The following is a 12705-nucleotide window of genomic DNA, read 5'->3' as shown; positions in this document are numbered from 1 at the left end:
GTAACCAATCAATGCTTGTTTAAGCCCCTCGTCCTGTGTCACAGTGAGCCCGATCGCGACTGCGGTCCGCAACGGACGGACGCCGCGATTCGATTCCCGCGAGGACAGGGAGCACGATGACACACGTCCAGGAGAAGCTCCGTTCGCACCCGAGCCCCGGACACCGGACGGACCTGGCCCACCTCCACCGCGAGATGCTGCGCATCCGGATGTTCGAGGAGCGGGCCGCCGCGTTCTACCGCGACGGCATGATCCGCGGGTTCGTGCACCTCTCGGTCGGTCAGGAGGCCGTGCCCGTCGGGACCGCGGCAGCCCTGCGGCCCGACGACGTGATCACCTCCACCCACCGGGGGCACGGGCACGTACTGGCCAAGGGACTCGACCTCTCCGGCGCCTTCGCCGAACTCTTCGGCCGGGAGACCGGGACCAACCACGGCCGCGGCGGTTCCATGCACATCGCCGACCCGGCGCTGGGCATCTTCGGTGCCAACGGCATCGTCGGCGCCGGGGTGCCGATCGCGGCCGGAGCCGCCACCGCCGCGCTGCTGCGGCGCGACGGCAAGGTCGCCGTCAGCTACTTCGGCGACGGGGCCACCAGCACCGGCGCCTTCCACGAGGGTGCCACCCTCGCCGGCGACTGGCGGCTGCCGCTGATCCTGCTCTGCGAGAACAACCAGTTCTCCGAGTTCTCCAGCACCCATCTGAAGGCGCCCGGCCTCATGGAGGCCCGTGCCGCCGCCTACGGCATGTCCTTCCACCGTCTCGACGGCAACGACGTGACGGAGATGGCGGACGCCATGGAGGACATCGTGGCGGCGGTACGCAGCGGCGATGGCCCGGCGTTCGTCGAGGCCGTGACGTTCCGCGCCCGCGGCCACTACGAGGGCGACCCGCTGAAGTACCGCGACAAGGAACTCGCCGCGGCCTGGGCCCAGCGCGACCCGATCCTGCTCGCCGAGGAACGGCTGCGGGCGGGCGGCGCGAGCGAGGCCGACATCGCGGCCGTGCACGCGTCGGTGACCGAGGAGATCGAGCGGGCCGTTCAGGCCGCGAAAGCCGGTCGGGAACCGTCGGCCGACGACCTCTTCGAGTACATCCGCACGCCCACCAGGACCGTCACCGAGCCCGAGCTGCCCGCCGACGCCGAACCGGTCCGCTACAGCCGCGCGGTCAAGGCCGCCCTGCGTCACGAACTGGAGCACGATCCGTCGGTCTTCGTGGCCGGCATCGACGTGGGCGAGGGCGGCAACGTCTTCGGCCTGACCCGCGGCCTGGCCGCCGACTTCCCGGGCCGGGTGCGCGACACCCCGATCGCCGAGAGCGCCATCATCGGGGCGGGCGTGGGCGCCGCCATGGCCGGCATGCGGCCGGTGGTGGAGATCATGTACTCCGACTTCATCGCCGTCTGCCTGGACCAGATCATGAACCAGGCCGCCAAGCTGCGGTACATGACCGGCGGCAAGGTGAGCGTGCCGCTCACCATCCGCACCCAGTTCGGCGCCGGCCGCTCCTCGGGCGCCCAGCACTCCCAGGCGATCGAGGCGCTCCTCGCGCACATCCCCGGACTCCAGGTCGTGATGCCCTCGACCCCGGCCGACGCCTACGGACTGCTGCGCAGCGCCATCCACGAGGACAGCCCGGTCGTCGTCATCGAGCACCGGCTCCTCTACGAGAAGTCCGGCCCGGGGTTCTCGCCCGACCACGTCGTCCCGATCGGCAAGGCGAAGGTGCTCCGCGAGGGCACCGACGTGACCGTCGTCAGCGTCTCGCGCATGGTGCGCGAGAGCCTCGCCGTCGCCGAGTCGCTGGCCGCCGAAGGCATCTCGGTCGAGGTCGTCGACCTGCGCACCGTGGCCCCCATCGACTGGGAGACAGTCCTGGGCTCCCTCGCGAAGACCAACCGGCTGGTGATCGCGCACGAGGCCGTCCTCGACTTCGGCATCGGCGCCGAGATCGCCGCCCGCGCCGTCGACGAGGGGTTCTGGACGCTCGACGCCCCCGTGGTGCGGGTGGGGACGCCCTTCACCCCCGCGCCCTACGCCCCCGCCCTGGAGAAGCAGTGGGTGGTCGGGCAGCGCGACATCGAAGCCGCGATCCGCAGAGTCCTCGCCGTCTAGGCCGGCCGGGCCGTTCGGGCCCTCCGGCACGGCGGGCTTTCCGACAGGAGAGACGTATGACGACCAGCCCGGCCGCCGAGCCGACGTCACCCCGCACGGACGGGAAGTACGCCCGTCTGCTCAGCCCGACGACCATCCGCGGCCACGTGCTCCGCAACCGCATGATCACCACGGCGCACAGCATCATGGCGCCCTGGCACCCGGCCGGCGACGAGACCACGTACGTCGACTACTGCCGCCGCCGGGCCAGGGGCGGGGCCGCGCTGCTCATCGCGCAGCCGGTCAACGTCGAACCGTTCCACGACTGGCCGCGGCCGGTGATCGACCGGCTCAAGCGGCTGGCCGACGCCGTCCACGAGGAAGGCGCGCTGGTCACCCCGCAGGTCGTCAACTTCGGCCGCCAGATCGGCTCCCACGTGCTGCTCGACGAGCGCGCCGAATGGTCCTTCAACGGCGGCCAGGACGAGTTCGGCGAGGCCGCCCACCGGATGACCGGTGCCGAGATCCAGCTGATGGTCGACGCCTACGGCCGCACGGCCGAGGTGTTCCGCGAGGCCGGACTGGACGGGCTCGAACTGCACGGCGCCCACGGCTACCTCCTCCAGCAGTCCTACAGCCCTTGGGGCAACGGCCGCGACGACGAGTGGGGCGAGCAGCTGGCCTTCTCCACCGCGGTGCTCGAAGCGGTGCGCTCCGGGCTGGGCGAGGACGGGATCCTCGGCTGGCGCATGACGGCCGACGACCATCTGCGCGAGGACGAGCAGGGCCTCACCGTGGAGGAGCTCAACGACGTCGCCAGGCGCCTGGTGGACACCGGCCACATCGACTTCATGAACCTCTCCATCGGCACCAAGGCACCGGCCTACTCCCAGCCGTCGGTGGCCTCCTTCCGCTACCCCAAGGGCTACGACCTCGAACTGGCCAAGGGCCTGCGGGACGCCATCGGCGCGCGGGTGCCGGTGGTCGGCGTCGGCGGCATCGTCGACCCGGACATGGCGGAACGGGCCCTCGAACACGGCATGTGCGACCTGATCGGCATGACCCGCGGCTTCCTCTCCGACCCGGACCTGGGCGTCAAGATCCTGCGCGGCGACGAGGGCCGCATCCGCACCTGCGTGCGGATCGCCGAGTGCAACAGCCGGCGCGTGGACGGCAAGGCCGTGCAGTGCTGGCACAACCCGGAGTTCGGCCGCGAGGCCCAGTTCGCGGCCCTGCCCGCACCGGTGCGGCGCAAGCGGGTCCTCGTCGTGGGCGCCGGGGTCGCGGGTCTCCAGGCCGCCGAGACGGCGGTCAAGCGGGGCCACGATGTACGGATCGTCGAGGCGTCCGACCGGCCGGGCGGCCGGCTGCGCACCCTGCTCGGCACCCGCGCCGCCGAACTGTTCGGCACCGTCGACCACCTGGTGGGCGAACTGCGCCACGAGGGAGTCGAGGTGGAGTACGGACGCCGGCTCACCGCGGCCGGGATCCGGGACGCGGGAGTGGACGAGGTCGTCGTGGCCACCGGCGCCGCGCACGACCTGGCCGCCCACGGGCTCGACCGGCCCGGCATCGTCACCGTCGACGACGCGATCGCGCACGGCGTGCCCGAGGGGGCGACCGTGCTGGTCGTGGACCGCACCGGCCACAACCCGGCCGGCGTGGCGGTGGAGAAGCTGGCGCTGGAGGGCCACGACGTCGTCTACGTGACGCCGTTCGACCGGCTGGTCACCAACAGCGGCTACAACCACCGCCTCGACTACCAGGACCTCTTCCGCCGGTCGTCGCACATCACGGCGACGACCTTCCGGGACCTCAGGTCGTACGAGGACGGCCGGGCCACGCTCATCGACCCCGACGGCGTCGAGAGCGTCCTGCCGGGCATCGACGTCGTCGTCGCCGCGGTGCACCCCGTGCCGCGCGACGGGCTGGTCCACGAACTTCAGGCGCTCGGCGTCACCGCGCACACCTGCGGCGACGCGATCGCACCCCGCGGCGTCACCACCGCCACCCGTGAAGCGACCCTGCTCGCACAGACCTTCTGAGTACGCCGGGCCGTGCCGCAACCCCGCGGCCCGGCCCCGCCCACCCCGCATGGATCGGACCGGTCCGGCGACCGCGGAGCCCGCTCGAGACTCCTGCCGCGCGAACGGCGTCAGTGGAGCGGCCCGTTCCTCACTCTCTCAAGTCCTGATCACCTAGGAGACATCCGTGCACCGCTCCGCGAAAATCGCCGCCGCGACACTCGCCCTGGCCCTGCCGCTCACCGCGTGCGGCGGGGGCGACTCCAGCTCCTCGGCGGGCGCCGAAGGCCCCATCAAGATCATGTCGATCGCCTCCTTCGAGAGCTCGGTCTACTCGATCCCCCAGCTCCAGACCGCCATCCAGGCCTCGGCCGACGCGGTGAACAAGGAGGGCGGGATCGACGGCCGCAAGCTCAAGGTCTCCTTCTGCAACGACAAGTTCGACCCCAACGAGGCCACCGCCTGCGCCCAGCGCGCGATCAGCGAGGGCGTCGCCGCCGTCGTCGGCGGCATGACGCCGCACACGGCCGCGCTCGCCCCCGTCCTGGAGGCGGCGAAGATCCCGTTCATCGGCCCCGGCGGCGGTGACGGCACCGCGGAGAGCGAGGAGGCGGCGTTCTACCCGATCAACGCCGGGTCCAGCGCCTTCGTCATCGCCGCCGGCCGACTGGCCGCGGAGCGCGGCGGCGACAAGGTCGTCGTCGTCCCCGGGGACAACGCCTCCAGCCGCGCCTCCGTCAAGCAGGCCGAGCTGGGCGTCAAGAAGGCCGGCGGAACCGTGAAGGAGGTGGTCGCCCCGCTCACGGCCGCCGACTACAACCCGACCGCGCTCAAGGTGCTCGACCAGAAGCCCGACGGGGTCGTCATCACCGCCTCCGGCGACACCGCGACGCGCATCGTGTCGGCCCTGCGCGAGAACGGGTTCAAGGGTCCGATCACCGGCCCGGCGTCGATCGTCAACCCGGCCTCGATCAAGGCGCTCGGCGACAAGGCGGAGGGCATCGTGCTCGCCGGGCGCGGCCTTCCCGCGGCGTACACCGAGAACAAGATGATCGCGCGGTTCAACAAGGAGGTGCGCGCCCTCGACGCCGACGCGCCCATTGACGACATCAGCCTCAACGGCTGGCTCTCCGTGCGCGCCCTGCCCGGCATCCTGAGCGGCAAGAAGGTCACCGACGGACAGTCGGTCATCGACGCCCTCTCGAAGATCGACAAGTCGGTGGACCTGTTCGGCATCTACCCCGACTACCCGGGCCTCGGCGGCGACGCGCCGCACAAGGAGTACCCGCGCGTCGCGGTCTTCGAGGTGATGCCGAGCACCGTCAACGACGGCAAGATCGTCCCGGACGGCGAGTTCTTCGACCCGCTGGCGGGCTGACCCACCAGGGCGGTGCACGACGGCGGACGGCCGGTGGACCAGATGGCCACCGGCCGTCCGCATGCGCTGTGCCGGGCCGGACGGTGACGGCGGACGGTGCGCCACGCGGTGCTCCTCGACGCGCCGGGTGGACCGGGTGCGCCGGGCGTACCGGCGGGGGCGAAGGGGCGGCCCGGGGCGGTACGGCCTCCTCCCGGCAGGGTCCGGGAGCCGGCCGCGGGCGCATGGCTCCCCCGGGACTCGGTAGGCCTGCCGGGGAGCGGGAGAGCCCTGCTCCGTGCCGCCACCGGGCCCGGGGCGGAGGAACACGGTCGGCGGCGCACGGCCGAGGGGCCCGGGGATCTCCCCGGGCCCCTCGGCCGTGCCGGGCCTCTCAGGCCAGTGACCCCCCGTCGACGACCAGTTCGGCGCCGGTGGCGTACGAGCCGAGTTCGGAGACGAAGAAGTAGACGGCCCGGGCGATCTCCTCCGGGCGGCCCATCCGGCCCATCGGGATCGCCGCCTCCACGGACGCGACCCGTTCGGGGTCCCGTTCCGTGATGCCGGCGATCATCGGGGTGCGGACCAGCCCGGGCAGCACCGTGTTGACGCGTACGCCGTGCGGTGCGAGCCGCCGCGCGGCGACCCGGCTGATCCCGCGCACCCCCCACTTGGTGCTGACGTAGGCGACGTCCGGGCTCTGCGCCGGAGGCATCGCCGCGCCGGAGGCGATGTTGACGATGGAGCCCCGGCCCTGCTCCCGCAGGTACTCCCCGACGATCTGGACCCCGAGGATCACTCCGAGCTGGTTGACCGTGGCGGCGCGGTGGAACAGGACCGGGTCGGGCGGGCCCTGGAGGAGGTACTCGCTCTTGACCCCGGCGGCGGCCACCAGGCCGTGCAGCGGACCGAAGCGGTCCACCGCCGCGGTCATGAGCGTCTCCCACGAGGCCGGATCGCCGACGTCGTGGTGCACGAAGAGGCCGTCCAGCTCGGCTGCCAGCCGTTCACCCTCCGTGCGCTGCAGATCGGCGACGACCACCCGGTAGCCCTGCTCGGTGAGATACCGGCAGGTGGCCGCGCCGATGCCGCTGGCTCCCCCGGTGACGACGACGGTGTCCACGCTCACGCCTCGAGCGGGTTGAAGAAGTCGCCCTCGCGGACCACCTTGCCGTCCTTGACGGTGCTGCCGACCGTGTCGAACTGCGGGACACGCGGGTACTCCTCGGCGTCCGGGGTCGCGGGCACGCCCGGGTAGTCCGGGGCGGTGCCGAGCACGATCGGCTTCTCGACGGCTTCGAAGGCGGCGATCACCGAGGCGCCGTCGGTGACGTCCCGGCCCTTGAGCACCTCGGCCAGCAGGTACATGCCGGTCCAGGCGTTGAGGGCGAGGTCGTCGGTCTGGGCCTTGGGGTCCTCCTTCTTCATCTGTGCCAGGAACTCCTTGACCTGGGGGATGTCGGTGGACGTGGGCGGTACCACCCGGCTGGTCATGCGGACGCCCTCGGCGAAGTCGCCGAGCGCCTCCAGGCTGGCCGGCGGGAAGAGGGAGCCGGGAGCGGTGACCGCGCCCTCGTACCCGGACTGGCGCAGGCTCTTGACCACCTTCAGCGCGTCCTCGGTGACGACCTGCAGGGCGATGGCGTCCGGCTTCAGCTGCAGGGCACGGGCGACGGTCGCGGAGACGTCTGGGGCGCCCAGCTTCATGGTGACCTTGGTCATCTTGGCGCCGGCCGACTCGGCGCCCTTGATGCTCAGGTCGGCGCCGGTCTGCGAGCCCTCGTTGTCGGAGGCGATGACGACGGTGGAGGAACCGGCCTGGGCGGCGAGGCGCCCGGTGCCGAGCGACATGCCGGGGGCGCCCGCGTTCACGGGGAAGGAGATCTCGCTCTGCAGCTCGGCCCCGCCCGAGCTGGCGCTGCCGGCCACCAGCGGGATCTTCGCGGCCTCGAGGACCGGGAGGAACTGGGGTGAGAAGGGAGAGGCGCCGCCGATCACGGCGTGCATGCCGTCCGTCACCGCGCGCTGGGCGCAGGAGGTGGCCTCGTTGGGGTCGAACTTGTCGTTGCAGATCTTGAGTTCGACCTTGCGCCCGTCGATACCGCCGTTCTCGTTGATGTCGGCGATCTTCGCCCGCAGTGCCGTCTCGACCTGGGGGGTCGAGAAGACCGGTGTCTCGAAGGAGCCGATCGACATGAGCTTGATGGGGCCCTCGGCGGCGGCGGAATCCGCGTCGGAGCCGCCGCACGCGGCCACGGAACCGAGGACGAGGGTGGATACGGCGAGGGTGGAGAACAGTCTTCGCTTCATGAGCTTCCTTGCCCTGGGAGACGGAGTCCTTGCCACGTATAACGAAACGCAGTTAGGTTAATCACGCACAGCTCGGTACTTCAAGGGATGCGTTCGCGCCATGTCTCGCGATAATCCGGCCGCGCGCAACCCTTGCGCTCCACTTGAGACGGGCGTAAAACCAAACAGCGTTTACTACGCTGTGTGTGCCGTCACCGCCACCCGGTGACGGCACACCCGGCTCCACCACCGCTGAGGGAGATGACGTGACTGAAGTCGCCCACACCGAGCCCGGCACGGCGCGAGCCGCCGCCCTGCGGGCGACGTCGCTCGTCGCCGGCTACGGCGAACTCGCCGTCGTACGCGGGCTGGACCTCGAGGTCCACGCCGGTGAGATCGTCGCGCTGCTCGGGCCCAACGGCGCCGGCAAGTCGACCACCCTGCTGACGCTCGCCGGCGAGCTGCGCCCGCTGGGCGGGGAGATCAGCTGGTTCGGCGCACCGCTCACCGGCGGCCTGCACAAGCGCGCGGCGGCCGGCCTCGGCTTCGTTCCCGAGGAACGCTCCGTCATCATGTCGATGTCGGTACGGGACAACCTGCTCCTGGGCAGCGGCGGCCTCGAGCCCGCCGTCGAGGTCTTCCCCGAACTGGGCAAACTGCTCGACCGCCGGGCCGGACTCCTCTCCGGCGGCGAACAGCAGATGCTCACCCTCGGCCGCGCGCTCGCCCGGCGGCCGAAGGTCCTGCTCGCCGACGAGCTCTCCCTGGGCCTGGGACCGATCGTGGTCGACCGGCTCCTCGCGGCGCTCCGCGACGCCGCTACCACGCTGGACATCGGGGTGCTGCTCGTGGAGCAGCAGGCGCGCCGTGCCCTCGGCGCCTCCGACCGCTGGTACCTGATGCGCCGCGGCGAACTCGTCGCGAGCGGCGACTCCGCGGACGGCGACGAGGAGATCCGGCGCCGTTACCTCTCCGACCACGACAGCGCCGCCTGACGCGCTCCCGGCCTCACCACTCACAGGAGACACCTCCATGGACATCCTCCGGTATGTGCTCATCGGCCTGGGAGCCGGTGCGCTCTACGCGCTGATCGCCCAGGGGCTGGTACTGGTCTACCGGGGATCCGGCATCCTGAACTTCGCCCAGGGCGGCTTCGTCATGGTCGGCGGCTACGCCTACTACCAGGCGGTGGTGGGCTTCTCGCTCCCGCGCTGGCTCGGCCTGGTCTTCGCCGTCGTGGTGGGCGCGGTCCTCGGCACCCTGGTGCAGCTGTTGATCCTCAGACCGATGAAGGACGCCTCGGCCCTGCTGAAGGTCATCTCGACCCTGGCCGTGCTGATGGTGCTGACATCCGCCGCCGTCCTCATCTACGGCAGCGACCTCAAGGCGGCGCCCTCGCTGCTGCCGACCAACGGCATCCAGGTCGCCCCGGACGTCTACGTCGGCGCCGACCGCATGATCCTCTTCCTCCTCGGCGCCGCCTCCACCGTCGCGCTCTGGTTCGTCTACCGCCGGACCACGTTCGGCCGCGCCACCGGTGCGGTCGCCGAGAACGTCCGCGTCGCCGCGAGCCTCGGGCACTCCCCGGAGCGCATCGCGACCGTCAACTGGGCCCTGGGCGCCGGCCTCAGCGCCCTCGCGGGCGCGCTGATCGCGCCGATCACCTACCTGCAGCCGCAGGTCCTCGCCATGCTGGTGATCCCCGCCCTGGCCGTCGGCCTCATCGCCAACTTCAACTCGTTCCCGATCGTCTTCGCCGGAGCCGTCGGCCTCGGCGTCATCGAGTCCCTCCTGGCCCGCTACGTCAGCGCGCCCGGCTGGTCGGCCAGCGTGCCCTTCATCATCGTGGTCGTCGTCATGGTGCTGCGCGGCCGCGGCATCCCGCTGCGCAGCCACGTGCTGGACCGCATGATCGACGTCGGCTCCGGCAAGGTGCGGGTCGTCCCGACCGTCGTCGTCACCGCGGTCATGGCCTGGCTGGTCTCCTCGGTGTTCGACCTCGCCTGGACCAACGCCGTCACCGTCACCATGGGCTTCGCGATCCTGTGCGTGTCCATCGTGCTCGTCACCGGCTACGCCGGGCAGCTCTCGCTCGCCCAGTACGTGCTGGCCGGCTTCGGAGCCCTGGTCGCCGCCCGCCTGGTGGCCGACCTGAAGTGGCCCTTCCTCGCCGCCCTCGTGGGCGCCGTGGCCATCACCGCGCTGCTCGGCGTGCTGGTGGCGCTGCCCGCCCTGCGCACCCGCGGCATCAACCTGGCCATCGTCACCCTCGGCCTCGCCGTCGTCATCTACAACATCGTCCTCAACAACAGCGACTACAGCGGCGGCACCAGCGGCATCGTCGTCCCGCCCATCGAGATCTTCGGGCTGAACGTCAGCGGCCTGCTGGCACCCGGCAACTACGCCGTGATGGCGCTCGTCCTGCTGGTGCTCGTGGCGGTCGGCGTCCTCAACCTGCGCCGTGGCGCCGTCGGCCGGCGGCTGCTGGCCGTGCGGAGCAACGAGCGCGCGGCGGCCTCGCTGGGCGTCAGCGTCTTCGGGGCCAAGCTGTTCGCGTTCGGCGCGGCGGCCGGCATCGCGGCCATCGCCGGTGTGGTCCTCACCTTCCGCAGCTTCAGCGTGGTGACCGTCAACTTCGACACCTTCAACTCCATCGTGGTCGTCGCCATGACCGTGGTGGGCGGCGCCGGATACGTCGGCGGCGGTGTCATGGGCGGCACCCTGATGCCGTCCGGCGTCGGCTCGGAACTGTTCTCCGGCATCCACTCGATCGAGTCCTGGCTGCCGCTGATCAGCGGCCTGATGCTGCTGGTCATCCTGGTGCAGAACCCCTCCGGGCTGTGGCAGGTCAACGTCGAACTGGTCAAGGGCGTCGGACGCAGGCTGCGCCGCAAGAAGGCCGAGCCGGTCGCTGACGCCGCGGACGTCGAGGCGGCCGAGGCCGTCAAGGCCGAGCCGGTGCCGGCCAAGCGGCTCACCGTCTCCGGGGTGCGGGTGCGCTTCGGCAACGTGATCGCCGTCGCCGACGCCACGTTCACCGTCGAACCCGGCACCGTGCACGGCCTGATCGGCCCCAACGGCGCGGGCAAGACCACCGTCATCGACGCCGTCACCGGCTTCGTCCGGACCGAGACGGGCACGGTCGACCTCGACGGCACCGACCTCACCCGCCTGACGCCCCAGAAGCGGCTGAAGGCCGGCCTGGGACGCTCCTTCCAGTCCCTGGAGCTGTTCGAGGACCTCACCCTGCGCGAGAACCTCGCCATCGCGAGCGAGCAGTGGAGCCCGTTGAAGTACGGTGCCGACTTCGTGCGGCCGGGCCGCATCCAGCTCAACGGCGTCGCCCTCGCGGCGGCCCGCGAGTTCAACCTGCTGGACGAGCTCGACCTGAAGCCCGGCGAGCTCTCCATGGGCCACCGCCGCCTCGCGGCGATCGCCCGGGCCGTCGCCAGCACCCCCTCGGTGCTCTGCCTCGACGAGCCCGCCGCCGGTCTCAGCGACCCCGAGGCCCAGGACCTGGCCGCGCTGCTGCGCCGCCTGGCCAAGGACTGGGGCATGGGCATCCTGCTGGTCGAGCACAACATCGACATGGTGCTCGCCGCCTGCGACGAGGTGACCGTGCTGACCGCCGGCGCCGTCCTCGTCAACGGCAGCCCCGACGAGGTCCGCAACGACCCGCGGGTGCTCAGCGCCTACCTCGGCGGAGGCGACGAATCCGACGAATCCGACGAGCCCGACGAGCCCGCTGCGTCCGGCGAGTCCGACGGCCCGCAGGACACCGCGGAGCCCGCCGGCCGGCGCGACGGCGATCTGGTCGGGGAGCACAGCTGATGAGCGGGGACGGGGGCACGGCCCGCCGGGTCGTGCCCGCCCGCCTCGCCCACGTGGTGCTCCGCACCCGGCACTTCCGGCCGGTGCTCGACTGGTGGGCCGGCCTACTCCAGGCGGAGGTGGTGTTCGAGAACGAGTTCATCGGATTCCTGACCTTCGACGACGAGCACCACCGGATCGCGGTCGTCGCGCCGCCCGGCCTCGGCGGCCCCGCCGAGCGGGCGGCGGGCCTGGACCACATCGCGTTCACCTACGCGAGCCTGGCCGACCTGGTCGCCACCTACGAGCGCCTCAAGGCCGGGGGCACCGTCCCCACCTGGGCGGTCAACCACGGCCCGACGCTGTCGCTCTACTACCAGGACCCGGACGGGAACCGGGCCGAGCTGCAGATCGACCGCTTCGTCGACAACGAGGAGGCGACCGCGTTCCTGCGCTCGCCCGCCTTCGCCAGGCACCCGGTGGGCCACAGCGTGGACTTCGATGACCTGGTCCGCCGCTTCCACGCGGGCGAGGACGAGTCCGTGCTCACGGCCTACCGCTACGACCACGAGAACGAACGGTCCGCGACCGGCCCACCGGCCGGAGAGAGGGAGGAGGGGACGTGAGCACCGATCCGCTGACCGTGGTGCGCGACTTCTTCGCACACTTCGGGCCCACCCACGACGACATGGTGGCGACCGCCCGGCGGCTGTGCCACGACGACCTGTGGTGGGCCTCCGCCGGCTTCGACCCGCCCCGGGTGACCAGCCTGGAGCAGCTGGTGGCGGACCTGGAGAAGGCGAAGGCCAGTAAGGGGGTGGCGGGCTTCCGTTTCGAGCTGGTGCACGCCGCCGCCGAGGGCCCCTACGTCCTCACCGAGCGGTACGACGACTCCGTCGACGCCGACGGCAGGCTGCTCCACTCGTTCAAGGTGATGGGCACGCTCAAGGTCGAGGACGGCCGCATCCGTTGGGTGCGTGACTACTTCTACGACACCCGCGAGTTCGCCGAGCGGTATCTGCCCGAGGACTTCGCGACCGACCGGCCGCCCCTCCTGGACGACCACATGCGCGCCGGGGACTGACCCTCCTTCCCCCGCGTCGCCGACCCTGATAGAACACTGTTTGGT

9 protein-coding genes are annotated in these 12705 nt (G+C 71.6%); 7 read left to right on the top strand and 2 right to left on the bottom strand.

Features of this window, described 5'->3' with window-relative positions:
* Positions 1-116: 116 nt before the first annotated feature.
* From ACFYQA_RS23015 to ACFYQA_RS23005, 3 genes are all read left to right on the top strand, one after another.
* Positions 117-2117, top strand: a complete 2001-nt coding sequence (locus tag ACFYQA_RS23015) for a thiamine pyrophosphate-dependent enzyme (protein WP_388920837.1) — start codon at positions 117-119, stop codon at positions 2115-2117.
* Between the two features lie 56 nt (positions 2118-2173).
* Complete coding sequence (locus ACFYQA_RS23010; protein ID WP_388920833.1) at positions 2174-4141, top strand: NAD(P)-binding protein; 1968 nt, start codon at positions 2174-2176, stop codon at positions 4139-4141.
* A gap of 166 nt (positions 4142-4307) precedes the next feature.
* A complete protein-coding gene (locus ACFYQA_RS23005; protein WP_388920831.1) occupies positions 4308-5498 on the top strand; it encodes an ABC transporter substrate-binding protein in 1191 nt (396 codons plus the stop codon).
* 373 nt (positions 5499-5871) lie between these two features.
* On the opposite strand, the gene ACFYQA_RS23000 is transcribed toward ACFYQA_RS23005, so the two are convergent.
* Both ACFYQA_RS23000 and ACFYQA_RS22995 read right to left on the bottom strand, forming a co-directional pair.
* Positions 5872-6606 (bottom strand): SDR family NAD(P)-dependent oxidoreductase, encoded by a 735-nt coding sequence (locus tag ACFYQA_RS23000; RefSeq protein ID WP_388920828.1) that lies wholly within the window; start codon positions 6604-6606, stop codon positions 5872-5874.
* Positions 6603-7787 carry an ABC transporter substrate-binding protein gene (locus ACFYQA_RS22995; RefSeq protein ID WP_388920825.1) on the bottom strand — a complete coding sequence of 395 codons (1185 nt, stop codon included), beginning with the start codon at positions 7785-7787 and terminating at the stop codon, positions 6603-6605. The genes ACFYQA_RS23000 and ACFYQA_RS22995 overlap by 4 nt, the downstream gene beginning before the upstream one ends.
* A gap of 245 nt (positions 7788-8032) precedes the next feature.
* On the opposite strand from ACFYQA_RS22995, the gene ACFYQA_RS22990 reads away from it, so the two are divergent.
* Genes ACFYQA_RS22990 through ACFYQA_RS22975 form a run of 4 tightly spaced genes read left to right on the top strand, consistent with a single transcriptional unit; the run spans position 8033 to position 12660 of the window.
* Positions 8033-8761, top strand: a complete 729-nt coding sequence (locus ACFYQA_RS22990; protein WP_326750887.1) for an ATP-binding cassette domain-containing protein — start codon at positions 8033-8035, stop codon at positions 8759-8761.
* 37 nt (positions 8762-8798) lie between these two features.
* Entirely contained in the window at positions 8799-11597 is a 2799-nt protein-coding gene (locus ACFYQA_RS22985) for an ATP-binding cassette domain-containing protein (RefSeq protein ID WP_388920822.1), read from the top strand.
* Complete coding sequence (locus ACFYQA_RS22980) at positions 11597-12202, top strand: VOC family protein (protein ID WP_388920819.1); 606 nt, start codon at positions 11597-11599, stop codon at positions 12200-12202. Before ACFYQA_RS22985 ends, ACFYQA_RS22980 begins: the two co-directional genes overlap by 1 nt.
* Positions 12199-12660 (top strand): limonene-1,2-epoxide hydrolase family protein, encoded by a 462-nt coding sequence (locus ACFYQA_RS22975; RefSeq protein WP_326750884.1) that lies wholly within the window; start codon positions 12199-12201, stop codon positions 12658-12660. Before ACFYQA_RS22980 ends, ACFYQA_RS22975 begins: the two co-directional genes overlap by 4 nt.
* Positions 12661-12705 lie beyond the last annotated feature (45 nt).

Source organism: Streptomyces sp. NPDC005774 (assembly GCF_042871645.1).
GTDB classification, from domain to species: Bacteria; Actinomycetota; Actinomycetes; order Streptomycetales; family Streptomycetaceae; genus Streptomyces; species Streptomyces pratens.
This window is presented reverse-complemented; position numbering and strand designations above follow the sequence as displayed.